Here is a 24769-nt window from a genome sequence, read left to right on the forward strand (position 1 = left end):
ACGTGGCGGTGCGTCAGTCTTTGATGCCGGAGAGTTCTTTCTGAATAGCGACTACATCGACGACCGACGAGCCCGACTTCGTATCCTTGTGATGGCTCAGCGCCTGAATAGATACGTCGTGGCCCTCGGCGGCCGTGCGCAGAGCACCGACTGTCGCCTGATCCCTGCTGATGTGGGCGAACGGGTCGAAGGAGTACCACCGCATTGCGTTCTCGTGGGTGATCTTGTTGATCTCGTCGTCGGGCACGTTGTTCGCCGACAGCACGGCCCACAGCTCTTCCGGCGCGCCGGGCCACATCGAGTCGCTGTGCGGATAGTCGGCTTCCCAGCAGACATTGTCGATGCCGATCATGTTTCGCAGCGTGACGCCGACCTTGTCGCTGATGAAGCAGGTCAGAAAGTGCTCGCGGAACACCTCGCTGGGCAGCTTGCCCCTAAAGTCTTGGTGCGTCCATGTCGAGTGCATCTCATAGGTGCGATCGGCACGCTCGAGGAAGTAGGGAATCCAGCCGGTGCCGCCCTCAGACAGGGCGATCTTCAAATCCGAGTATTGCTTGATCGGCTTGGACCACAACAGATCCGCCGCAGCTTGGACGATGTTCATCGGCTGAAGGGTGATCATCACGTCCAGCGGTGCATCGGGTGCGGTGATCGCGAGCCGGCCCGAGGAACCGATGTGGATATTCATTACGGTGTTGGTGTCGCACAACGCATCCCACAGTGGCTTCCAGTAGTCATCGTGGAAGCTGGGGTAGCCCATCGCGGCCGGGTTTTCGGTGAAGGTCAGTGCGTGCACGCCCTTCTTCGCGACCCGCCGCACCTCTTTGGCGCACTCCTCGGCGTCCCAGATCACCGGGATTGCCATCGGGATGAATCGCGCCGGGTAGGCACCACACCATTCCTCGATGTGCCAGTCGTTATAGGCCTGCACAAGCGCGATGGAGAAGTCGCGGTCCTCAGTGGCGAACAGCCGCCCGGCGAAGCCCGGGAACGAGGGAAAGCAGATCGAGGCGAGGATGCCGCCGGCGTTCATGTCCTTGATGCGCTCGTCGACGTTGTAACACCCAGGTCGGATCTCGTCGAGGCCCTGGGGTTCCAGCCCATACTCCTCTTTGGGACGACCCGCTACCGCGTTCAGCGCGACGTTGGGGATGACGGTGTCGCGGAACTTCCACACGTCGGAGCCGTCCGGGTTGTGCACCAGCCGCGGCGCATCATCGGCATACCGCTGTGGCAGATGATTCTTGAACATGTCCGGTGGTTCGACGGTGTGGTCATCGACACTGATCAATATCATGTCTTCCTTATTCACTGAGCATTCCTCTCTGTGGTTGGGTCAACCGTTCGCTCAATGTCGAAAGTGATCTCATCACCGAGTTCGACAGCCTCGGCCTCCGGTATTCGAGGCCAGGATGATGACAGGCCGCGCCGGAAGGTGGCGGCGCTGCGGGCCCACAACGGCGCGCTTCGACCGGCCACTAGCGTCACGATCGATGATGGGCGCCCACGTGCCGAAAGACGTTGGCGGCTCGGCACCAATTGCACTGCGGCCCATTGGAATTCGCCACCGTGAATTGCGATCGGTCAGTCGGGACACCAGACCTCAGCCTGCTGCGGTCATAGCTGGGCGTCCGCCAAATCGGCTGGTTCGGTGGCTACCTCACGGCGAGTTACCCGCACGTTGAGTTCAGCGAGTCCCCGCAGGGTGGGATTCGTGCGCCAGTTGGGCGCGCCCAGGATATCGATGCGGTCGACGTGATTGACGATCTCGCGCAGCACGGTGTGGCCTTCCAACCGGGCCAGATGGGCGCCCAAGCACAGGTGGATCCCCGAGCCGAACGCGACGTGGCCGGTGGGATTGCGTTCCACTCGGAACTCGTCGGGATCCTCGAACTGACGGGGGTCGCGGTTGGCCGCCCCCCAGAGCAGCAACACGCGTGACCCGGCGGGGATAGTTGCCCTACCCACGACGTAGTCGGAACGCGTTGTGCGGTAAAGGCCTTGGATTGGCGAGAAGTAGCGCAGCTGCTCTTCTATGGCGCTGCCAATCAGCTCTGGGCGCTGTTGCAGGAGCCGCAGCTGGTCGGGGTTTTCGGACAAGGTGAGAAACAATGTGCCGAGCATGTTCGTGGTGGTCTCGTTGCCGGCGAGCAGCAGCAAGAAGGCAAAGAAGAACAATTCATCGTTGCTGAGTTTGCCCTCGTGGTTGTTTGCCACCAGCCTGCCTAAGACGGTGTCGTCGTCGAGTAACTCTCCCTGGCTCAGCTTCCTGGTGAAGTACGCATGAAAATGTCCGATCGCTCGGATCCCCGCTAGCCCCTGCCGCAGCCCGGACGGTGACATATTCGCGTTGGCCAAGCGAACGGTCTCGTTGGACCATTCTTTGAAGGCCGCGAGGTCGTCATCGGCGATGCCGAGGATGTGCGCAATCACGGCCGTGGGCAATGGCTCGGCGAGTGTCTGTACGACGTCCACCGACGAGCCGGTGAACAAAGTGGCCGTGTGGTCGACGCAAAGCCTCTCAACCGTGTCTTGCCACGACTGCAGGGCTCCGCGGGTGAAGGCTGGCTGCGCCTGCTTGCGCATTGCCGTATGCCGCGGTGGATCCACCGTCAAGAGAGCGTCCGCGCGCATCCGGCTGTAGGCGATACCGTCCGCACTGGACAGCACGTCACTGGCCCGGGCACCAGCCCGCACGTCCTCGTATCGGCTCAGGATAAAGATGTCGCGTCTCGGATTGTAGTGAACGGGCCCACCCGCCAGGAGGTTCCGATAGTGGGGATAGGGGTCTGCGGCCATCTCCCGGTCGAGTGGATCGAAGTTGGTGATCTCAACACCGGCTGGCGCGGGTTTCCTGTGCAGCTTGCGAGCGATGATGTGCGCCGCGTCGTCGGCGAATCCGACTGCCAGGCTTGGCGCGTACATCTTGAGGAACCGCATCTGGGATCGGATCGGCACGATGTGAGTGTAGATCCGCACGCGAGCAGTTGTAAAATGCGCTTAGAAAAGAGGTCCGGACGCGTCACGCGACCTAACCTTTTAGGGGCTTCCTGATCCGGGTGTCGCCGAGGCTCTCTGGACGGGACGGCGCGCGTGGGTAACACTGAACTTTCTAGTACTATTAGAAAACTGTGGCTGCGGTCGTGCGCCTTGGACCGCGGGCGTTGGCTTTCCCACGTAGGGAGAAGTTTCGGGTACCGGCACAAGGAGGTTCGGTGGTTCATCTACCCATGGCGGGTGTCAGGGTCCTGGAGGTTGCGCAGTTCACTTTCACGCCGGCGGCTGGCGCTGTATTGACCGAGTGGGGCGCAGACGTCATCAAGGTCGAGCATGCCGAGACGGGCGACGCGCAGCGCGGCCTTCGCATCGGTCCCTACGCCCCGGCGGAAGGCTCATTCGCGCCGATCATGGACCATCCGAATCGAGGAAAGCGCAGCATTGGGTTAGCGATAGACACGCCGTCTGGCTATGAAGTGCTGATGGATCTTGCCCGCACCGCGGACGTCTTTCTCACCAATTTTCTTCCCGACGCCCGTCGCCGACTGAAAATCGATGTCGACGACTTGCGGAAGGTGAATCCCAACATCATTTATGTTCGAGGCAGCGCGAACGGTCAGCGAGGCCCCGATGCCGAGAGTGGCGGCTTCGACGGCACGACGTTCTGGTGTCGCGGCAGTAGTGCATGGAGTGCGACGCCACCGGACTGTCCCCGGCCGATTTCGATGCCGGGAGGGGCGTATGGCGACACCATCGGCGGAATGACCATTGCCGGCGGGATCGCAGCCGCCCTATTCGGGCGGAAGGCGACCGGCGAGCCGTCGGTGGTCGACGTGTCACTGCTCGGCGTCGGGCTGTGGTCCATGGCGTTGAATGTTTCGAATGCTCTGATGACCGGGACCAATATCGAACCTCCGCCGCTGGATGCTCCGGTTGCGGCCGTCGCCAACCCGTTCGTCGGCTTGCTACGCACGTCGGACGATCGCTGGATTTCGTTGGCGATTCTGCAGCCGGGGCGCTACTTCGCCGACACCTGCAAGCACCTTGGCCTGGACCATCTGCTGGAGGATCAGCGTTTTGCCACGGCCGAGGGAATCATGGAGCACACGAAGGAAATCGCGGACGAAGTCGCGCGCGCAATTGCGGCCCAACCTCTCGCGTACTGGCTCGATCGGCTGCAGACGCTGCAGGGCCAGTGGGCCGCTCTGCAGAATCAGCTCGAAGTCGGTGCCGATCCGCAAGTTCTGGCCAACGGCTACCTCGTTGATGTCGTCGACGCCGAGGGAACCAGTCGCCAACTCGTTGCGAACCCCGTCCAATTCGACGAACGTCCCCCGTCGAGTGCGCGCGGCCCTCTGTTCGCGGAGCATACCGACGACATCCTTCGCGAGCTCGGCAAAACCGAAGACGAAATGATCCAACTGAAAGTCGATGGTGCTTGCACGTGACGGCAGACGTCGCAGCCCATTTTCGCGCTGTTCCTTCCCACGACGCCCTTGACTTAGGGCACGGCGTGTTCGGCGCCGCAGAGTCCCACTTCGATTGCGCCGTTCGTGCATTCTCCACAATGTTTCCCGGCCGCCGCTTCGGCGGCGGGGCCCTGGCGGTCTATCTCGACGGACAGCCCGTCATCGACGTCTGGAAGGGTTGGGCGGACCGGGACGGCCGCGTGCCCTGGTCTGCGGACACCGCCGCCATGGTGTTCTCGGCGACCAAGGGCATGACCGCCACCGTGATCCATCGCCTGGCCGACCGGGGGCTGATCGATTACGAGGCGCCCGTGGCCGAGTACTGGCACGCCTTCGCCGCTAACGGCAAGGCGGGTCTGACGATTCGTGAGGTGATGAGGCACACCGCCGGCCTATCCGGTCTTCGTGGGGCCTCGCAGGCACATGTCTTCGACCACATCGAGATGGAGGAGCGATTGGCCGCCGCCGCTCCCGGCCGCATGTTCGGCCAACCCGCCTATCACTCGCTGACGTTCGGCTGGCTGATGTCCGGACTTGCGCGGGCGGTCACCGGCAAGGATATGCGAATCCTGTTCCGGGAGGAGCTCGCCGAACCGCTGAACACCGACGGCTTCCACCTGGGTCGACCACCGGCCAAGTCACCCACTCGAGCTGCCGAAGTCATCATGCCGCAGGACCTGGCGCCGATTCCGGTCGTCACCGGTGTCGCGCAATGCGTTGCCAACCGCTTTTCCGGCGTATACCGCTCGATGTACTTTCCAGGCCTCATCGCCGCGATTCAGGGCGATAATGCCATGCTGGACGCGCAGATTCCCGCCGCCAATGGCGTCGTGACGGCCCGAGCCCTGGCACGAATGTACGGCGCGATCGCCAACGGGGGAGAGGTCGACGGAAAGCGGTTCTTGTCGCGAGGCCTGGTCGAAAGTCTTGCCGGCGAACGTAAGCTGCAGCGGGACCGAAACATCTTCCTGCCGCTGGGTTTCCACCTGGGCTACCACGCGCTCCCGATCGGGAACGTTATGCCGGGCTTCGGTCACGTTGGCTTGGGTAGCTCGTTCGGATGGAGCCACCCCGACATGGGGTTGGCGATCAGCGTGGTGCTCAACCGGCTGATGACACCCTTTACGCTGACCGACTTTGCGGGCTTCATCGGTTTGTCCGCGCTGATCCGACAGGCCGCCGCCGGGGCTTGCAAGCTCGGGTTCCGGCCGGTGCATGATCTGGGGGCGCCGTACTCCGCGCCGCGCGCTGTCGAATGCTAGCGGCCTTCGTATCTTTGCGCGTTTCCGGCGTTGATGGCCTGCACGGCGCGCCGTCCACCAGGTGAGCGGCTGATCACGGAAGCGGTGACCTGACCGCCTAACGTGGTGTGCCGCAACGTCTTCGCCGCTTATGCATTCCGGCATTTAGACGGCCGCCCTCGCGCAGCTTGAGCATCGCAGACCGCGGGCCGTATCTCCTCGATGAAAACGGTTAGCGGTGAGGTTGCGGGTGCTCGGTGGCGCCGCCGGCGCAAGTCCGCCCCAGGTGACGTAATGTCCTGGCAGCTTCGAAGTTGAACGCCACCACGTTGCCGCTCTGGCGATTGCCCGCTCGTCGAGCCAGTGACAATAGATCGCTGCGGCTAGGGGACTAAGCGTTTGCGGACGCCGTCAATGACTGTCGCTAGACCATACTCAAACAGGTCGTCGCTATCGAACACACCCTCGGCGCCCGACACACTGAAATACGTGGCTTCTCCGCTCGCCGCGTTTTGCGTCGAATTGTCGAACCAAAGCTGACCTGTCATGAACGCGGCGACGGTTGCATATGCAAGCATCACTTCTTGCGTACCGGCACCCGTTTCAGAAAGTATCTTGACGCCTGTCTCGAATAGACGTTGGTATGCAGCACGGGGTTTTCCGGCTTCGAAGGTCTCCGGGAGCATTAATCGTATGCGTCTCAGCTCCTTCCGCACTGACCGCTCAAACGTTCGTAGCCGGAGATCCCACGGTCCAGGCGGCGGTTCCTTGACTCGGTTCAAAGCGGCATCAACCACTAGCGCAACGAGGGCTTCCCTATTGCGGATGTAGTGGTAGAGCGCGGCGGCAGTAACGCCCAGACTTTCGGCGAGCATACTCATGGTCAGCGCCCCGACGCCGACTTGACCGGCGAGTTTGGTTGCCGTCTCCAATATGTCGTCGAGGCTGATTACCGGCGGCCGTCCTAAAGAGGCGGGCTGTCCTGGCTCGGACGACGCACGGTTTGAGGCTGCGCCGCGTTTGCGGCTTGGTCGCGCCATGCTGTGATCAGCCCTCCTGACCAGAGGTCAAACTTTCCCGCAATTTCTAACGACAGCCAAGTATCGCACGTCGACCACGTAGCGCGCGTGCACGCGGCCCTAGGAGCCCATTGGCCGCATCCCGTCGTCGAGGCGACCATCGACCCGCAACGCTGTACGGGAACATCTTCGCTGCCGAGGCCGACGCCCGTGCTCTTATCATCCTCGCCGAACTCGGCAAAGTATTCCGCTGATACGCAGAGCGGGGGTAGCTCACGCATCGGTGAACATCGAATTCGGTTGCGTCGCTGCGAAGTTGCCCAAGGCTGCAAGCTCGCTCAGTAGCCGGCCTGGGCCGTGGAAGTGCGCACCGGGGCCTCTCCGACGGTGGTCTGGTGCGATCGCGTGTCTTCCAGCCGTGTTTCGGCGCTGTAGCCGCCGCAGGTCGACCTGGACTGTGATCCATCGTCCGTGCAGGCGCTTGCCAAATCCAATCAGTGCGACTGTATTGGGCGGTCCCAACTGGCCTGATGCCCCATCTCGACCTACGTTCGATGAGGGATGTCAACCGCAGAGGCGACGTTTCTATCGCCCGCCCAGTCAAGCCCTCTGGCACTTCGGCGGGTGCCGCCGGCGGCCATTGCGCTCCCTTGACTTTTCTAGTTATCTTAGGAAAAGTGTCGGTCGCGAACGTTCGGAGTGAATCGTAGTGGGAGAGAACTGATGCGCCTTAAAGGCAAAGTTGCGTTTATCACCGGCGCAGGGCATGGGCAGGGACGCTCCCATGCCATCCGCCTTGCCGAAGAGGGCGCCAACATCATCGCGGTCGACATCTGCGAACCGGTCCCCAGTGTTCCCTACCCGATGGCCTCGAAAGAGGAACTTGAACAGACGGTCAAGGAGGTTGAGGATCGCGGGGGTCGCATCGTCGCCCGTGTCGGCGACGTCCGATCGCGAGAGCAGCTCGCCGAAGCGGTCAGGGCGGGCGTTGACCAATTCGGTCGGCTCGACATCGTGTGTGCCAACGCAGGCGTGCAGTCGATGTACGACGAATACCTCGGGCAGTCGTGGATCGATGGTGTTGACATTGATCTCTTCGGCGTGCACCACACGATGGCCGTGGTATTTCCACACCTGAACGAGGGTGCCTCCATCATCATCACCGGGTCGACGGCCGGCATGATTCCTGGGCTCGTGGACAACCCGGCGCTCGGCTTCGGCGGAGCCGCCTACGCGTGGTCGAAGCGGATCCTCGCCCAATACACCGAGGTGCTAGCGCTGCACCTGGCCCCCAAATTCATCCGCATCAATTGCATTCACCCCACCAACTGCGACACCCAACTGCTGAATCACGAGACCGTGTACAAAGCGTTCCGGCCAGACTTGGAAAACCCCGGCAGGGAGGATGCGATTCCCGCGTTCACCATGATGCAGGCCATGCCAATTCCATTCATTCAGCCGGAAGACATGTCCAACCTCGTCGCCTTCCTTGCCAGCGACGACTCGCGCTTCATTACCGGACAGAACATTCGCGTCGATGCCGGGTCGATGCTCAAGGCCAACCGTCCCGTCGGCACCTAATTCTCCAACATGCCGCCTGGTCGGGATCCACGGATTAGCATCTTCACACACCTCATGTGGGCCGATCAGGGCAGGTAGGGGGCAGGGGAGGGCAGTGACGCAGCAGCACGTCGACGCGGTCGCAGCCGCGCCCCAAACCGCGAACGCTGTCCGCTCAGACGTGACCGCCGGGATCACCGGCCACCGGCTGCAGCGACCGTTGTCTCTGGCTTTCGTTGGTACGCGCCGAGCGGGGTTGCGGGTGGTTGGGATTCCGCTGCGTAGCGCGGCCACAACCGGCCGTGGCTTGCAATTGTTCGTGGACGTGGTGCGCTACGCGGTAATCGACGCCATCTCCCTGAAGCTCCCTCTCGGCGAGGCGTTCGTACAGGCATGGACGTTATTCAAAGTGACCTCGGTCAGTGCACTGCTGATGGCCATTCCGTTCGGGGCCTTGGTAACGGTAGTGACGTCTGGCCTCGTCAACCAATTAGGGGCGACCTCGCTGCTCGGAGCGGCAAGCGGGGTGGGCGTGATTCGCCAGGGCGCGCCTATCACTGCAGGCCTGCTGATGGGTGGCGCTGCCGCGTCGGCTATTGCCTCGGAACTCGGAGCACAGGAGATCCGTGAGGAACTCGACGCAATGCGAGTATTGGGTATTGACCCAGCCCGCCGTCTGGTAGTCCCTCGGTTCTTTGCCCTGCTCGCAATCGCTCCTATCTTGGGTGTGTTGATCATGGTGTCGGGCACCGCGACAGCATTCATCATGTCCGTCAATTTCACCCAAGTAACACCAGGTAGTTTCTGGTTGTCATTTGGAGCGTTCGCAAAAATGGTCGACGTTTGGTTTGCCTTGGGTAAGACTCTCGTCTTTGCCGCGATTGTTGTGATAATTTCGTCGCTTCGTGGAATGGAGGCAAAGGGTGGACCCCGTGGTGTTGCCGATGCCGTGAATTCATCCGTAGTCCTCAACGTTATCTGCATCGTTTTTGCAAATCTTGCGATAACGCAATTGCAGACAATGTTTTTTCCGATGGAGGTGGCCTAGTGATTTCCTACACTCGGGCCGTACCTTCCGCGCATTGGACCACTCGTCTGGTTACAGTCGCCTCGTCTCCGCCCCTTAGATTCTTTCGGCAAGTCGGGCAGGTAGCACTATTCATCGGCCAGACTCTTTGGTTGCTACCGCTCACAGGCCGCAAATATTCACGAGAAACATTCCGGCAAGTCAACAGTCTTGCGTGGGGTCGAGGCTCGATAATAGTGGACGGCGGCGTGATAAGTGTATTGCTGCTTCTTGGAATCGCCCTCGGTGCTTCGCTCGCCATCGAGGCGCTCTCGATCTTGAATCAGATCGGGTTCGGTGCGCTTTCAGGATTGATCTCCGGGGTGGGATGCGTTCGGGAAATTGCTCCGCTCGTGGGGGGTATCGCGTTCGCAGCACAAACGGGTTGCCGGATGACAGCTGAGATCGGCGCTATGCGGATCGGCGAAGAAATTGATGCCGTCGAATCGATAGGAGTCCGACCAATACCCTTCGTAGTTGGCACACGATTGATCGGCGCTATGGCATGCGTGATCCCCGGATACGCGTTGACGCTGATCGCAACGTTCGTCGTAATGGACACAGTCGTCGTCAAGTTCTACGGCCAGCACGCCGGCACGTTTAACCATTACTTCATCGAGTTCCTGACGCCCAGGGACCTTACGTACTCGGTGATCAAAGTCGCTGTGTTCTGTGCCTCGGTGACGTTAATCCATTGCTACTACGGATATTTCGCCGCTGGCGGCCCCGAGGGTGTGGGTTCTGCATCGGGCCGCGCGGTGCGCGCGAGCATGGTCATGCTCATGGTGATGGATTTCACATTGACCGTGTTACTGTGGGGCATCCAGCCAGTGTTCGTCTTTAAAGGCTAGGTGGTAATTTTGCTACTCCAGACTTCGGCCGAATCCGAGACGCGAACACTGACAACTATCGGCGCGGCGTTGGCTGTCGTAGCAACTATCGGCTTGACGTTGGTCATCCTAAAGCCGTTCCAGGGTCAACCCAAAGATCAGCTCTCGATTTCGATCGATTCGCCCTATATCGCTCAGGGCATCATCGAAGGCACCCCCGTGGTCATGCATGGCGTCGAGCTCGGGAAAGTCACAGAGATTTCCAGCACTGCCGGCGGGCGCATCCGGCTGGGCGTCAATTTACACAAGTCGCCCAGCGCGGGTTTGACTGATGCAATGCAGATTGATTTTCGGCCCATCAACTATTTCGGCGTCAGCGGAATCAATATAATCCCGGGGGCCGGTGGTCAAGCGCTCCGGAATGGTCTACTCATACATGCGGTACCCAGAGGAAATTACACGCTCCAGACAATGCTCACTCGTTTTGGCGAGCTCTCCAACAGGGTGATCACACCGGAATTTGTCACCGTCATCGACCGGATCACCAGATATACCGATGCGCTGAATCCGCTGATCGAAACAGTGTTCATCGCAACCAATACGCTGGCGAAGGTGCAGACGGTGCCAACCAAGCGGCTCCTGGCCAACGCGACGGGTATCAGCGTGACTTTTCCTGGTCTACTCAATGCGATCACGGATTCAGGCGACGCCGTCACGCATGGAGATAATAACTGGATGCACGAAGGCATGGGTGACCTTAGCGACAAGCAGTGGTACAAGGAATGGGGAGTCCCTCACTGGAATGCCATTGTCGACGGAATTTTCGGATCGATCGGAAAAGTCGAGTCGTCGCATGTCGGTGACCTGCTGCCGTTGATTAACGGTTTCCAGGCGATCATGGACACGACCGGCCCGTTGCTGCGCCCCGAGGGCGTCGGCGACACGCTGGTCGAACTCCGTCACCGCTTCGAGAACCTGTACGGGGGGACCCCTGAGCAGCGGGCACTCCGAGTTCGGATCGTCCTTGACAAACTTCCCGGCATCGCCGCTCCCGTCGATGCCATGGGAGGCCCCTGATGAAACCCATTGCCGCGATATGGCGACTCGCGTTAACCGCTGTTGTGGCGGTCGGCGGCCTCCTTCTGCTCGCGAGCGCCATCACCAGGCCTGTGGCGCCGTCTGTGCGCTCCTATACTGCTGAGTTCACCGACGTGTCCGGGTTGTACACCGGGGCCGACGTTCGCGTCCGCGGAGTCCCCGCAGGGAAAGTCCGGTCCATCGATTTGGAGCGCCACGACGGCCAAAGCGTCGCCGGAGTCACGTTTACGCTCGAGAACCGCTACGGCCTCGTGTCGAACACAAGGCTCGCCGTCAAGTATCAGTCTCTGACGGGTTCGCGGTACCTCGACGTGGTTAATTCGTCGGAGTCGTACACGGAAGCCGACCTGATCAAACACGTGCCCCTGGCGATGACGTCGCCGTCGTTCGACGTCACCAGGTTGTTCAATGGGCTGCAACCCGTACTTGCGACGCTCAGTCCCGAGGAGGTCAACCGATTCACCCAGAACGCTGCGTCTTTTCTGGCCGGCGACGGCGACGGACTTGGACCCATGCTGAAAAGCATCGATACTCTCACTCGTTTCGTGTCGGATCGCCAGCAAGTTATCGCAGTCCTGATGCGTAACCTCTCCGCCGTCGCCGACGCGATGGGCGGCAAATCACCCGACATGATTCAGATGCTGGAGTGGATCAACCGGCCTCTGGACGGGGTGCTGGGGGTGCTAGACGAATTCCGAAAGACCGAGCTCTACAGCACCGATTTCTTGAAGCCGTTAACGGCTGTTCTGACCAACATCGGATTCCCGGTACGGGGCAACAGCGCGGAAAGCTTTATCTATCAAAACCCCAACGTGGCATTGGATACCAACGTAACCAACATCAACCAGGGGATGGACCGGCTATTTGGAAACATCGATCAATTCATGGATGCGTTCAAACTCGTGCCGGTCATGTGGGAGAACATCGGACCGCCGTCGGCACCTAATGACCCACTGCCGTGCTCTCGGGGTCGTTTTCAGCTTCCAGAGCAGATGGATGTCCTTTTGAACGGACAAAGGGTGGTGCTATGCAACCGCTGAAACTGCTGCGTAACCCTACCGTGTGGGGTGCCGGCGCACTGGTGCTGGCCACCGTGGTGTCGCTCGTTGCCGCCTGGTTGTACATCAGTCCTCCGGGTCAGAAGATCGTCACCTTCTATACCGACGACGCCGCGTCGCTGCATTCCGGTGACCTTGTTCGGATCGCAGGCATCAACGTCGGCAAAGTATCTGACCTTGCGTTGGAATCCAACCGGGTGCGAGTGCGGGCAAAGGTCGACGGCTACGCGTTCGTCGGCGATCAGTCTCAAGTCGAGGTCCGCATGCTCACCGCTGTCGGCGGTTACTACGTGAACCTTGTGCCGTTGGGTGACAAACCGTTGGGCTCTAAGGCCATTCCGCTGGAGCGCGTGAAAATGCCTTACAGCTTAATGACCATCCTCGCCGATAGTACGAAGATCACTGACAAGCTCCGAGGCAACCCGCTCAAGGAGTCACTGGATCAACTCCAGACTGGGCTCAGCGGGGACAACGCCGAGGTGCTCTCCTCAGTGATCGACGCGGGCAACAGCCTGGTGTCGACGATCCAAAAACAGCGCGGTCAACTCACGGCCATCCTCAACTTCTCCAACGAGTACGTTGACGCGCTGAACGGCTACAACGACGGAATCAGGACTCTGGTCCGCAAGATTTCGATCGTCATTCAGACACTCGTGATCTACGGCAAGAAATTCGGCGACGGAATCACTGCATTCGCCGACGTTCTGGGTCAGCTTTCTCCGCTCGCATACTTTTACCGTGACCATCGTGCCGACTTCATGGAAAAGGTGCGGCATTACCTTGAGACCGCGCGGATGTGGTCGGAGCACAACGGCGTGGTGATCCGTTCACTACGGCTCATCGAGAACAAGTTCCAACGGGTGTTCGACGCTCAGAACGCACCGCCGGACTTATTAGCCACCGACCTTTGTGTGCCGATGCCGGGGAGTCCGTGCTGATGGCCTGGCCGAAGTCGCGCCGCTTTCGTCGGATCGTCCTTGTCGCGATGACGGCCGTCGTGGTGGTGTCGACGGTCGGCTCGTGTGGTTCGTCGCCGAACGACGCCAGCGCCGACTACTGCGCAATCATGCCCGACGCTGTGGGGCTTTACGCAGGTAATCCGGTCACCCAGATGGGCTATCCGATCGGCAAGGTCAAATCGGTCACGCCGGGAAACTCCGATGTTCGGGTGCACTTTACGGTGACCCAGCCCCGTCGGCTGCCTGCCGACGTCAAGGCCGTCATCCGGGCGACATCACTGCTCGCCGATCGGTCTCTCGAGTTGGTCGGCAACCCCGGATCGGCTCCAGAACTCGCCCCCGGTGGGTGCATCCCGCTGGATCGCTCCTTCACCCCCAAGAGCCTGTCGCAGGTGGTGGGCTCGACCGCCAAACTGCTTAATTCGATAAGCCCCGAGGGTTCGACCAACGTCGCCGCTGCCGTTCGTGGACTCGATCAGGCCCTGCATGGCACCGGTCCGCAGTTCAACCAACTGATGACCAACACGGCGGCGGTACTGGACAGCCCCGACCAAGCGATCAGTTCGATGGCATCCGTCATCGTCAACCTCGGTCAGCTGACGACCTTCGTCCGGGAACTGAGCGGGCCGATTAAGCAAATCATGCTGGACTTGCAGAAAACCATGCCCGACATCATCAGGGTGGTCGAACCGGTCGGCCAACAGCTGTTCGGCACCTTGTACCTCTTCAAAATGGCGTCGGATATCGAAATCACGCTCGGCGAACCGATGCAGATCACCCTGGACGAGACCGCAATGGCCCTGCGGAAACTAGCCGCCCACGCTCCCCGGCTGGCCAACCTTCTCAACCCCATACCGTGGTGGATCAATACGGCAGCCAATTACTTCAACGCGCATGCAGCTCGCCACGTCATCAGGTACCGGCCCCCCATGTACCGCATCCGCACGCCCGACGGAGTCGGGATGTGCAACATCATGAACGCAAGCGCGCCAGGCAGCTGCGCCAATGTCCAGGGGACGCCCTACGCCGTCGACGTTGCACTGTTGCAGTACGTGTTGACTCAAGCGGCGCACCGATGAACCGCCGACTGTGCTCGATCGCCGCGGTCGCCGCCGTGGCCATGTCCATCACCGCGTCGGGATGCACCGCACTCAACGTCAATTCGTTGCCCCAGCCCGGCAAGAGCTACAACGGCGGGTACAACATCGTCCTCCAATTCGAGAACGTCCTCAACCTGCCCAACCACGCGAAAGTGGTGATGGATGGTAGTGAGGTCGGGACCGTCACCGACGTGAAGGTCACGAGCCGGCAGGTGGACGTCACCGCAAAGATCGACCCCGACGTCTCCATTCCGTCGAATACTCGTGCGGCACTTGAGCAAGCCACCGTTCTCGGTGACATCTATCTGAGCCTCGATCCACCTGATGATCAACCCGCAGCACCACCGTTGGCTCCGGGCGGCACAATCATGCTGGGGCAAACCAGGTCTCCGCCCCAACTGGAAGACACGCTGGCACATCTCGCCGACTTCGTCTCGAGCGGCGCCATCCAACGTCTGCAGAACACGATCATCGGCATCAACCGGGTCACCCCGCCGGAGCCCGAACTTCGCAACTTGGCTTCGCAGGTAACCGCCGATTTGAGGGATCTGTCCGACAACATAGATGTCGTCGACTATTTTCTGCATGGCGTGTCCGGAACCGGCACCATCCTGCACGACCGGCTTTCGTCCGCGCAGTATTGGTTCTCGCCGAGAGGCATGCGGGGCTTCGACCGCGCCATGCAGACGTCCGACTACCTCGGCAAACTCTTCCCATCGATCGGCAGCGTCTACACCGGCGGATACTGGCTGGCGCCATTTCTGCAATCATTCGTCCAGTCGACCGACGCGCTACGACGTTCCAAATGGGCTTTCGAGGACGAGGGGCCCGCGTGGCGCAAGCTGTTTACCGACACATTCCTACCGGAGGACAAATACCCGGCGATCAACATCACCTCGATCGTCGGCCCTGACGGTCGCGAGTTGTCGGGCAATGTGATGGATGTGTTACGGATGTTGGGCGCGGCGCCGTGAGAATACGAGATTTCGCCACGTTCGTCGCGTTCGCGGCGATGATCATTCTTGGGGTGGGCTATATCTGGTCGCTCGGTGTCCGGGTCGCGCCACCGGCGGACCGGACGAACCTTTCGATGCAGGTCGCCGATATCAACGGAATCCTGCTCGATTCGAATGTCCTGCTCCGAGGGGTCCCGGTCGGCAAAGTGACGGGTATCCACTCGTCCTTGCAAGAGGCGACCATCGACTTCTACATCGACGGCCGCTACCAAGTCCCCGTGGACAGCGAAGTGCGACTCGAAAACCTCTCAGCACTTGGTGAGCCCTACATCGGATTGGTTCCGCGGGTCGACCACGGCCCGATGCTGCGCGACGGCCAGCGCATCGCCACGCAGAGGATCGTGCAACCACCGTCGATTTCGGAGCTAGCCGTCAGCGTCACCCGACTCCTCAACCAGGCCGATCCACAAGCGCTCAAGCGGGTCGTTAACGAACTCGACACCGGGCTGCCGCAACCAGATACCGTGCTGCCCAACCTTTCTCGGACGGCGATGCTGCTAAGAAACGTCGCCGCGGACATGAACGGCCGCGGTCGGATACTACTCGACAACTTCCAGGCGCTGCTGCAGAACGCGAGCTGGGTCGGCCCGTGGATTGCCGACATCACACCCGGATTTCGAACCATCGGCCTGTCCGCCGGAGTCCTGTTCTCGGGCCTAGAAATCGACAGGCCACTGGGTGGAGTCGCCATCTATGACACGGTCAACCGTCTGATCGACCGGATCCAGAAGCTTCTGGACGACCGCGGCGGTGACATCAAAGTGCTTGGCCAAGCACTTCTGCCCCATCTTCAGGGGATTGCTGGCTCACTGATGAACTTCGACACCGGTCAGATGTTGTCGAACGTTCTCGAATCGGTGCCTGCCGACGGCACCATCACGTTGAACGTCAGTATTCCCTAAAACCCTTGACCACCAGGTGAATAACGGAGATGGAAGTTCAGAAGTTCAATGATGACCGATAAGAAGACAGACGACGAAGAACGCTCCGCGCCCGAGTCCGTCGATCAGGAGACCGATGAGCGCGAGGCGGAAACAACTGATGCGTCGAAGCAGGACACATCGAAGAATGGCGAGGGGCCGACCATCGCGGCGGATGAGCCTAAGGCCAAGCGCACGCGACTGCAGGCGTCTATTTCGGTTCGCACGCTGCTCGTTGCCGGGTTGATCGCCACCCTCGTTGCAGGCATCGGTGTGATGACGTGGTTGTACTTCGGCGCCAAACGCGAACTGGCCGAGCAAGCCCGGCAAGCGGCGAACACCAAGCGTGCCGAACAGATTGCCCTCGACTACGCCAAGAACGCCGCGGCCATGAACTTCAAAGATCTTCCCGCCTGGAAGGACAAGCTCGTCGCGGGAACCAGTCCCGAACTCAAGAAAAGGCTGGGCGGGGCGGCAGACCAGATGGAGCAGATTCTCATTCCGCTGCAATGGGATTCGACGGCGCGACCGCTGACGGCCAAAGTGCGATCGGAGGTTGGTGGCGCCTATGTCGTCGACGCATTTGTCAGCGTAACGACGAAGACGGCGCAGGGGCCAGACCCGCTGCAATCCACCGCTACCTACAGCGTGACCATTGACAGCAATAAAGATTGGCAGATCACCGATGTCGGCGGGATCGGCGCGGCGGTAGAGGGACGATAGAAGGAGCGCGCCGATGATGATGGCTCTACGTCGGGTGACGGCCTCGTTGGTCGCCTCCGTGGCCGCGATGCCAATCGCCTTGGCGACCTGTGCGACCGCAGGGGCCGACCCGGTGTCCGGTGGGGAGATGCCTTCCGATGACCAGCTGATCCGTCCGCTGCCGGTCGTCGTTGTCCATCCCACGAACTGGGTTCCGAAGTTCCCGTTTCCTTACGACAAGACACGCGATCGCGTCACCGACGCGGACATCACCGCCGAACGTGAACTGTGCCAGTGGTACACCGCCCAATACGAAATATTGAGAGATCAGATCGACCGGCTGCAGTTCAATAGGATCCAGCAGGACGGACCGGGCGTCCGAATCGGTTCAGGTACCGACTCGGACTACAGTATCGGACCCATTCAACAGCAAGTCGACATCGTCACCGGGAACATTGATCGATCGATGGAGTTCATCACCCCTCGCGTGCAGGCGTTCACCATCGACCACGACTATGTGGGCGACATTTACCTGCCGCTATTCCAAGCGCAGAATTTCTACTCCTTGTGGCAGAGCCTGGGTAATGTCAACGACGGCATTAAGGCCCACCAGCCCGATTGGTTTACCGGTCCGTCGGTGCAATTTGTCAAGCGCGCGGGCAGCCAGATCAACCGATCCCATGTGTGCTGGTGAAGTGCGTACGGAGAGTTCAACGATGAGACTCGGCGGCGGGCGCCGGCGGCGGATCCCGTCGGTCATCGCAAGCATGGCGCTTCTCGCCATCGGTTACGCACCGGCTCCCGCGGCGCATGCCGACGCCACAGAAAACTTGTTGTCCGCGGTAGCACAGGCCCGTGCCGGAACGTCATGCGGAGCGCTTCGTCCCAATCCGGTCGTCGATCAGGTCGCGGCCAAGATCAACCAGTCGACCCAGGACTACATGGAGCACCGGGCGACGCAAACGCCGCTATATGACCCACTGACGGGCCTGAAGATTCTTGGCTATGGCGGCAGCAAGGCCAGTCTGCTGCAGGGGGCGTCGACGTCCGATGCTGACTCGATCAAGGCGCTTATCTTGCAGGGCTACAACAAGATTCCGGATTGCACCTTCGCCGATATCGGCGCAAACATGCAGCAAAACGAGCGAACCGGCTACTGGTTGACCGCAGTGGTGTTGGCCGGCCCGTGATGGGGGAAATTCGATGAGTCGCCGTCACGCGGTCGTTGTCACGGCGATCGCCACCGCCTCCGGGCTGTCGACGGCCCCCGCCGCTAACGCCGCAGTATCCGTCACCTACGAAGTGGTATCAGCTGCCATCGGGTCGGCGAATGTCGAGTTCTTCGACGGACATGCGCGCCAAGCTCTGCGGAATGTGCCGTTGCCGTGGCGGACCACGGTGATGCTGGACAACCCGGCCAGCATGGGAACCCACGTCGCCGAAATCCGCGCTGATTGGCGCCCCGCAGCAGCGCCGAACAGGTGGGTGACGGTACGCGTCTACTTCGGAAACACAGTCCGCTGCACCAACACCCTCGATGTGGGGGACGCGTCCTGTTATGGCACCACAGGCTTCAACAACTCGTAACGATGATCAACGGCTGAGCCGTAACGTCATTCAGAGGAAAGGATGCGTACGATGCCACTGCGCCGTCGATGGCTGACGGCGATCGGGTCCGCGATCGCGTTAGGTCTCTGCACTGCCATCCCCGGACACGCTGACCCGGCCCCTGACCCGTCGATATCGCCGTTCCCGGCTGTAGACACCATCACGGCGTGGTACACCAAACTGCCCGCCGAAGATTTCTTCATACCCAACAGTTCCGGCGTCTGGTTCCTGTCGCCCACCGGCCTCAATTGCGGCATATGGACGTGGGGGAGCTTCGGCTGTACCGGTGACATCCCGGGGATGCCTCCCGGAGAACGACACATCGCCTGGTTCAACGGGAACCGCTCGGTACACCACGGTTGGACGGCGGCCATCCAATTTCCCGGCGGCCAAGCGCAGCGTCCGCTGCCGCCGGGCAGCTACGTCAACTACGCCACACCGGGCGCCGGAGAGACGACGTGTGCGGTCACTCCAGAAGGGAATACCTACTGCGAACACGGCGAATTCAAGTTCCTGACGACACCGAACGGTACGTGGTTCAAAGCGTGGAACGACCGGGATTCCTACGTCTGCAACAGTTACGGGACCTGCCCGCCGTGATGAAGCTCGGCCACCAGGCCGCCCGCGCTCTGCGATAGTTCACTACAAGTCAGGTGGTTCATCGCGGAGCCGGCCGCACACCCGCGAATTTCTCGGCGCATCGTGAAGCGCAACATCACCAGTGATCACCTCATCGACGAACTCGACCGCGTGGCCACCTCCCGCGGTACCCAACCAGCGGTACAGCGGTGTGACAACGTGCCCGAATTAGCCTGCAGCGCAATGGTCGGCCGGGCCGACGGAAAAGTCGGCGCGCACTCCTTGCATGAAATGTCGGTACGACACGAGGATCGGGGTGATTCAGGCGGCGGCAGGTCTTGCGCTCCGCCGCTAGGCCAACGCGAATCGGGCCAGGGTCACTACGTCCCTCAGCTTGATCGTTGCGAGAACCCCGCCGTCGCAGGGAATGTCGACCCCAGTGAGGTAACTGGCCTTGTCGCTGGCGCAGAATGCCAGCAATTCTGCGACCTCCTCGGGCCGGCCGAATCGCTTCAATGCGCCGAACTCCACCATGGCGCCCGATCCGGCTTTCTCCTCCAGTCGGCCCATCGCGGTATCGATGCTGCCCGGAGACACCGATAGGATTCTCGCGCCACGCCGGCCGAAGCGCTCCGCCTGCGACGCGCAATACCACGTTACGAAATTCTTGCTGATGGCGTACCCCATCGGAATGATCTTGCAGACTGCTGTCATTTTCCTGATGAACGCGTCCTCATCCCGGAGCGCGACTTTGAACCCTCGTGTGGGAATCAGGATTTTAGGGAGCACGTTGGCAGCCACGGACGCGACGTTCACAATCGCAAAGCCTTCACCGGCGATCGCGTAGAAAGCCTCGTTCACGTGCACCGTACCGAGGGCGTTGACCCTGATGATCTTCTCATGTGTGGCCATGCTAGGGCTCAGGCCCGCGGTATGGATGACCGACTTAACGGCCCCGAGCGCCGTTGCAGCGCTGACCAATTGCGCCACGGACTCGATGTCCGTAACGTCGCACACCACGGTCGTACATGGGATGCCGATGGCGTCGAGTTGGGTTGCCGCCGCGTCAAGGGCCTTCTGATCAACGTCGCTGATGACGATCGAATGGTCTCGCCCGAGGATTTTGCCTGCGGCGAGTCCCATACCCCCGGCGCCGCCGGTGATCACACTCACTGGATGATTCAACGGCCCCTCCGTTCTAGAACACTCCGCGCATGCTGCTTTGGGCAGTTAATGGGGCGAATATCCAAAGGCGAAATTCGAATTGCTTGCAAGAACGCTTCCGCCGAACGATGCTGACATAGCGCGGGGGGATTGTCCGTTGTCCGTTCCTACGCGTGCCCCCCGCCGAACCGTACGCGGCTTCCCGACTTTGCTGATAACTCGCCACGGCTTAGCTACCCATCCTTGGGCGTGATGGGTGAAGGTCTGTTCGAGGACGAGCTGGCGTCGCGCTTGTTGACGACTGCGGTGATGACGCCCTCGAGTCGGGATCCCAACGGGAATCCGAGATAGTGCGTCAGAAAGATTGCTATCTCCCGGAGCTCCTGCTCGGACAGTTCGCCGTTGGCCAACGCTGCATTGACCTGGGTCTCGGTCAAGTCGGAGCTGCCGAGAGCGGTGACCACCGTCAGGACCATGAGGCGCCTGTCGCGCATCGAGAGTCCCGGCCTACTCCAGATGTTCGCGAAGAGGTGGTCTACGGTCAGCGCGAAGTAATCGCCGGGCATGTCCGGCATATCCCAGCCGTACACCGCGTTCATCTTCGCCAGACCCTTTTGGCGCACGTCATCCATGGGCGTCACTCCCCGGCATTGGAATCTGCATGTGGCACACCGAGTCTGGGCCCCAGATTCTCTAGGGCGGTCGCTGCCATCGGCAGGTCAATCCCCAATTCCGCGCCCAGGGCCAGTGCCAGACCGAGATCCTTCTCACCCAGGTTTCGGGTGTGGACGAAGAGGTCGTGCAGGTCGTTCCCTGGGGCAAGTGGAGCCGTATCGTCGCGCATGATGATGGCGCCCGGTCCGCCGGTCAGGGCATCGGTGTGCCGAATCACCCGCCCTAGCTGCAGCAGGTCAATGCCGCCCGCCTCAGCTAGCCGCAGCGCCTCGCCGACCCCTGCATAGGAAATGTAGATGACCATGTTTCGCGCCAGCTTCATTCGGGTGCCTGCGCCGGGCCCACCCGCATGGACGATCAGCGATCCGAACTGCTCGAACACGGGCTTGACCCGCTCGAACACGTCGCGCTCGGCGCCCACCATGACGGCCAGCGAGCCCGTCGCCGCTCCGCCGCTGCTGCCGGAGACCGGAGCATCAATGAGGTGAATACCGTTGGGTCGCAACTGATCAGCGAGCTCAGGGATGGTGTGCTGACTGATGGTGGAGTGGACGGCTATGACGGTGCCAGGCTTGATGTGCGCGGCGAGCTCGCCGACGATCTCACGTACCTGTTCGTCGCTGACCACGGCGATGCTGATGACGTCGGCTGCGGCGACGCCCGCGACGCTGTGGGCGACTGCGGCACCTGCCTCTTCGAGCGGTGCCATCGCCTCGGTGCGCACGTCGAAGACGGTCAGCCCCCCGGGCCAGTTGGCCAACCTCCTGGCCATGGGTGCGCCCAGATTCCCGAGGCCGATAAAGCCCAGCGCAGGAGTGCTCATCGGATGGGCTGCCGCCGTTTGAGTTTCATAGTTGCGCTGACGCCCCTCAATGGAGCCGCGCACTGGAGCCAAGCCCGATCTCCATCACGACGCCGGTCAGCACGCCCGGGTCGGTGACAAGGTGTACGACCGCTCGCGTGACGTCCTCGGCTTCGAGCCATGGCTCGGGGATCGGGTTGACCCGGGTAGCGCGCTGCACGATCGCCTCGTCGGGGACCTTCCCAACCGGTATCGCCATCGGGGTGGCCACTGTGCATGGGCACACCACGTTGACGGTGATACCTTCCTTCGCCACCTCGAGAGCAAGCGACTTGGCCATGCCGATGACGCCCCACTTGGTGGCGTTATACGCACTGATGTCGGGAAGGCCCATGCGTCCGCCCATTGATGACGTGACGACGATGCGGCCGAAACCCTTCTGGCGCATCGGTTTTACGGCGGCGCGCAGGCAGTGGAACACGCCGGTGAGATTTGTCCCCACCAGTTCGGCCCACATCGTGTCCGTGATCTCCCAGAGCTTGGTCGGCCGCGAAACGATTCCGGCGTTGGCGACGAGCACGTCGAGGCTTCCCAGGTCGGCCACGGCGGTTTGCACCGCAGCATCGACGGCGGCGGGGTCACGCACATCGGCCTCCACCGGCACGCACACACCGCCGGCCTCGGTGACCAGTGCGCACGTCTCTGCGAGGTCCTCGCGGCTCGCGAGCGGGTATTTGACGCTGTTCATCGCGCCCGGTACGTCCAGCGCGACGATCGCCGCGCCGAGGCGGGCCAGGGCGATGGCGTGCGAGCGGCCTTGGCCGCGCGCCGCTCCCGTCACCAGCGCTACGCGTCCTTCGAGGCGGCCGTCGCCGCTGCGGTCCACCATGGGGGAGCCTAACTACCGGTGCTCGTGGTGGTGGGTTTGTCTACCAGGGTGTCGACGTAGGTGTCGATCACGGTCCATTTGGGTGTCCAGCCGAGCTCCTGTTTCGCCTTGGTGGAGTCCATGATGAGCGGCACGCTGTACAGCTCGGCGACCGCGGCGAAATCCGGGACGAACCGGAATCGGGTGGCGGCGGCAATTCGGCTCATCGCACGGTAGAACAGGTCTTTCCCGAACGGGACCGGGCGAAAGCCGAAGATGCGAGCGATGTCCTCGCTGCTGATCACGCCGTCGCTACAGATGTGGTACACACCGGGGGCGCCGGCGCCCAGGATGCACTGCACGAAAGCCGACCCCACGTCCTCCTCGTGAATTGCTTGAGTTTGGAAGCGCGGCACGGGCATTGGGATACGGACAGGCAGCCGGCGGTTGCGGTCGATGAAGCCCCGCAGCCGCCGCAAGCCCCGGCCGCTGCTCTTATGCCCGGTAAGGTGGGGACCCATGACGCCCGGCGTGCGGAGCAAGTAGAGATCGATGCCCGGGTTGTCGGCTTCGAGTTCGGTGAGGGCGCTTTCGAGGTCGGCTTTCTGGCGCGCGTAGTCGAAGTATCTGATCGGCCTGGGCGCCCATTCCTCGGTGACCCCGTAAGGCATGTCGGGATCGAATCCGATCGCGGAGATCGTCGAAGCGAACACAAAGCGCTTCGCGCCCGCGGCCGCGGCTGCCTTGAACGTGTTCAAAGTACCGTCGACGTTGATGGCGTAGGTGGTGGAATCCTTCGGTGAAGCGGTGATCGCGAAGGCCAGGTGCACAACGACGTCCGCGCCGTCGAACGCCGCCGCCAACTCGGCGGGGTTGCGCACATCGCCCGGTCGGTAGGTCATCTTCGACCAGCCGTGCTCGGCGGGGTCGAAGGGGCTCCGGGCAAGGCCAATGATCTCGCCGATGCGGTCATCTGCCTCGAGGAGCGGGATGAGACCGAATCCGAATGTTCCGGTCGGTCCGGTGACGGCGACCCGCAGGAGTTTGTCGGCCACCGTTTCAGTCTCTGACCTTGTCCCGCTGCGCCAGCACCACGGGTGGCGTCTTGCCCCACTCGGGCACGCCATCCTCGGGCTTGGCCATCGGGTTACCGTCGTCATGCACTTGGGCCCAGTGCGCGTGGTTGAGTTCATGCAGTGAGAAGCACGCGTTGAGCGAGTTGTGAAAGCCCATATTGTCGACGGTTTGATTGACCGACTCCTTGACGAGCAGCGCCGCGACCGTCGGCACTTCGGCGACCCGCCGCGCGAAATCCAGCGTCTTGTCACTGAGTTCGTCGGCGGGAAAGACCTTCGCCACCATGCCAAGTGCGAATGCGTCATTCGCCGATAACGAGTCGCCGGTAAGCATCAACTCCTTGGTCTTGCGCGGGCCGAATTCCCAGGGGTGGGCGAAATACTCCATGCCGCACATGCCCATCCGGGTGCCGACGACGTCGGCGAATTCCGTGTTATCGGCGGCGACGATCAGATCACATGCCCACATCAACATGAGCCCGGCGGAGTAAACCTTGCCGTGGACTTGGGCGACGGTGATCTTGCGAAGGTTGCGCCACCGCAGCGTGTTCTGAAAGAAGTAGTGCCACTCTTGCAACATCAGGCTTTCCGCGCCCTTTCGGGTGCCCCCGTTGACCTTCCACGACGGGTGCTGATTCGGCCCGGGAAGGTACTCCTGTTGCGCTTCGGGCGACATGACGTCGTGACCGGCAGAGAACATCTTTCCGGTGCCGCCGAGAATGATCACCCGTACGTCGTCGTCGGCTTCGGCCGCCATGAATGCGTCGTCGAGCTCGACCAGCAGGCCACGGTTCTGGGCGTTCCGGGTTTCCGGTCGATTGAGCAGAATGCGCACCACTCGCCCGCCGTCATGGCGCTCCACGAGCAGGTACTTGTAATCGGCCATGGCCGTCCCTCTTTCCGGTTCCGTTCAGCTTCATGTGTGCCCGGATGAATATCTGGCTGCCGTCGGGCGAATCGCT

At 61.5% G+C, this 24769-nt stretch carries 25 protein-coding genes and 1 pseudogene; 17 read left to right on the forward strand and 9 right to left on the reverse strand.

Translation table 11 applies throughout. The features are described 5' to 3' along the window. Positions 1-13: 13 nt before the first annotated feature. Positions 14-1312, reverse strand: coding sequence for an amidohydrolase family protein (locus tag A5706_RS26040; RefSeq protein WP_068137447.1), 1299 nt, complete (start codon positions 1310-1312; stop codon positions 14-16). A 305-nt stretch (positions 1313-1617) separates the two neighbouring features. Then, positions 1618-2958 (reverse strand): cytochrome P450, encoded by a 1341-nt coding sequence (locus A5706_RS26045; protein ID WP_231985420.1) that lies wholly within the window; start codon positions 2956-2958, stop codon positions 1618-1620. Positions 2959-3215: 257 nt separating this feature from the next. Between A5706_RS26045 and A5706_RS26050 the strand changes: the two genes are divergently transcribed. Beyond that, positions 3216-4445, forward strand: a complete 1230-nt coding sequence (locus A5706_RS26050) for a CaiB/BaiF CoA transferase family protein (RefSeq protein WP_369831959.1) — start codon at positions 3216-3218, stop codon at positions 4443-4445. Next, positions 4442-5728, forward strand: coding sequence for a serine hydrolase domain-containing protein (locus A5706_RS26055; RefSeq protein WP_068137455.1), 1287 nt, complete (start codon positions 4442-4444; stop codon positions 5726-5728). Before A5706_RS26050 ends, A5706_RS26055 begins: the two co-directional genes overlap by 4 nt. Before the next feature lie 362 nt (positions 5729-6090). On the opposite strand, the gene A5706_RS32610 is transcribed toward A5706_RS26055, so the two are convergent. Continuing rightward, positions 6091-6747, reverse strand: coding sequence for a TetR/AcrR family transcriptional regulator (locus A5706_RS32610; protein WP_082964627.1), 657 nt, complete (start codon positions 6745-6747; stop codon positions 6091-6093). 702 nt (positions 6748-7449) lie between these two features. Between A5706_RS32610 and A5706_RS26065 the strand changes: the two genes are divergently transcribed. From A5706_RS26065 to A5706_RS34580, 15 genes and pseudogenes are all read left to right on the forward strand, one after another. Beyond that, positions 7450-8307 carry a mycofactocin-coupled SDR family oxidoreductase gene (locus A5706_RS26065; RefSeq protein WP_068137460.1) on the forward strand — a complete coding sequence of 286 codons (858 nt, stop codon included), beginning with the start codon at positions 7450-7452 and terminating at the stop codon, positions 8305-8307. A gap of 199 nt (positions 8308-8506) precedes the next feature. Then, positions 8507-9334, forward strand: a complete 828-nt coding sequence (locus A5706_RS26070) for an ABC transporter permease (RefSeq protein WP_231985428.1) — start codon at positions 8507-8509, stop codon at positions 9332-9334. Positions 9335-9381: 47 nt separating this feature from the next. Further along, positions 9382-10203, forward strand: coding sequence for an ABC transporter permease (locus A5706_RS26075; RefSeq protein WP_068137824.1), 822 nt, complete (start codon positions 9382-9384; stop codon positions 10201-10203). A 93-nt stretch (positions 10204-10296) separates the two neighbouring features. Continuing rightward, positions 10297-11259: an MCE family protein gene (locus A5706_RS26080; protein ID WP_231985421.1), complete on the forward strand. Its 963-nt coding sequence runs from the start codon at positions 10297-10299 to the stop codon at positions 11257-11259. Beyond that, a complete protein-coding gene (locus A5706_RS26085) occupies positions 11256-12320 on the forward strand; it encodes an MlaD family protein (protein WP_068137465.1) in 1065 nt (354 codons plus the stop codon). Before A5706_RS26080 ends, A5706_RS26085 begins: the two co-directional genes overlap by 4 nt. After that, entirely contained in the window at positions 12308-13276 is a 969-nt protein-coding gene (locus A5706_RS26090; RefSeq protein ID WP_197517984.1) for an MlaD family protein, read from the forward strand. Before A5706_RS26085 ends, A5706_RS26090 begins: the two co-directional genes overlap by 13 nt. A 47-nt stretch (positions 13277-13323) precedes the next feature. Beyond that, positions 13324-14376, forward strand: coding sequence for an MlaD family protein (locus A5706_RS26095; RefSeq protein ID WP_068137831.1), 1053 nt, complete (start codon positions 13324-13326; stop codon positions 14374-14376). 41 nt (positions 14377-14417) lie between these two features. Next, on the forward strand, positions 14418-15371 hold the full coding sequence (locus tag A5706_RS26100; protein WP_068137828.1) for an MlaD family protein: 954 nt from the start codon (positions 14418-14420) through the stop codon (positions 15369-15371). 38 nt (positions 15372-15409) lie between these two features. Further along, complete coding sequence (locus A5706_RS26105; RefSeq protein ID WP_156767354.1) at positions 15410-16315, forward strand: MlaD family protein; 906 nt, start codon at positions 15410-15412, stop codon at positions 16313-16315. Between the two features lie 51 nt (positions 16316-16366). Then, positions 16367-17056, forward strand: coding sequence for a hypothetical protein (locus tag A5706_RS26110; RefSeq protein ID WP_068137471.1), 690 nt, complete (start codon positions 16367-16369; stop codon positions 17054-17056). A gap of 13 nt (positions 17057-17069) precedes the next feature. Next, positions 17070-17729, forward strand: a complete 660-nt coding sequence (locus A5706_RS26115; protein ID WP_231985422.1) for a hypothetical protein — start codon at positions 17070-17072, stop codon at positions 17727-17729. Positions 17730-17751: 22 nt separating this feature from the next. Beyond that, positions 17752-18225, forward strand: coding sequence for a hypothetical protein (locus tag A5706_RS26120; RefSeq protein ID WP_156767337.1), 474 nt, complete (start codon positions 17752-17754; stop codon positions 18223-18225). 13 nt (positions 18226-18238) lie between these two features. Next, a complete protein-coding gene (locus A5706_RS26125; protein WP_082964630.1) occupies positions 18239-18622 on the forward strand; it encodes an MmpS family transport accessory protein in 384 nt (127 codons plus the stop codon). Positions 18623-18673: 51 nt separating this feature from the next. Next, entirely contained in the window at positions 18674-19243 is a 570-nt protein-coding gene (locus tag A5706_RS26130) for a hypothetical protein (RefSeq protein WP_156767338.1), read from the forward strand. A gap of 76 nt (positions 19244-19319) precedes the next feature. Next, positions 19320-19501 (forward strand): annotated as a pseudogene (locus tag A5706_RS34580) (IS3 family transposase); the annotation flags it as partial. 72 nt (positions 19502-19573) lie between these two features. Here A5706_RS34580 and A5706_RS26135 read toward each other — a convergent pair. The 6 genes from A5706_RS26135 to A5706_RS26160 all read right to left on the reverse strand — a co-directional run bounded on the left by A5706_RS26135 (position 19574) and on the right by A5706_RS26160 (position 24693). Further along, positions 19574-20395 carry an SDR family oxidoreductase gene (locus A5706_RS26135; protein ID WP_082964631.1) on the reverse strand — a complete coding sequence of 274 codons (822 nt, stop codon included), beginning with the start codon at positions 20393-20395 and terminating at the stop codon, positions 19574-19576. A 224-nt stretch (positions 20396-20619) separates the two neighbouring features. Further along, a complete protein-coding gene (locus tag A5706_RS26140; RefSeq protein ID WP_068137849.1) occupies positions 20620-21018 on the reverse strand; it encodes a carboxymuconolactone decarboxylase family protein in 399 nt (132 codons plus the stop codon). Between the two features lie 5 nt (positions 21019-21023). Beyond that, positions 21024-21884, reverse strand: coding sequence for an NAD(P)-dependent oxidoreductase (locus A5706_RS26145; protein WP_068137482.1), 861 nt, complete (start codon positions 21882-21884; stop codon positions 21024-21026). Between the two features lie 46 nt (positions 21885-21930). Beyond that, on the reverse strand, positions 21931-22752 hold the full coding sequence (locus A5706_RS26150) for a mycofactocin-coupled SDR family oxidoreductase (RefSeq protein ID WP_068137485.1): 822 nt from the start codon (positions 22750-22752) through the stop codon (positions 21931-21933). Between the two features lie 8 nt (positions 22753-22760). Next, positions 22761-23786 carry an NAD-dependent epimerase/dehydratase family protein gene (locus A5706_RS26155; protein WP_068137487.1) on the reverse strand — a complete coding sequence of 342 codons (1026 nt, stop codon included), beginning with the start codon at positions 23784-23786 and terminating at the stop codon, positions 22761-22763. A gap of 4 nt (positions 23787-23790) precedes the next feature. After that, positions 23791-24693: an enoyl-CoA hydratase gene (locus A5706_RS26160; RefSeq protein ID WP_068137490.1), complete on the reverse strand. Its 903-nt coding sequence runs from the start codon at positions 24691-24693 to the stop codon at positions 23791-23793. Positions 24694-24769 lie beyond the last annotated feature (76 nt).

It is taken from the genome of Mycobacterium sp. E796 (assembly GCF_001672815.1).
GTDB lineage: Bacteria > Actinomycetota > Actinomycetes > Mycobacteriales > Mycobacteriaceae > Mycobacterium.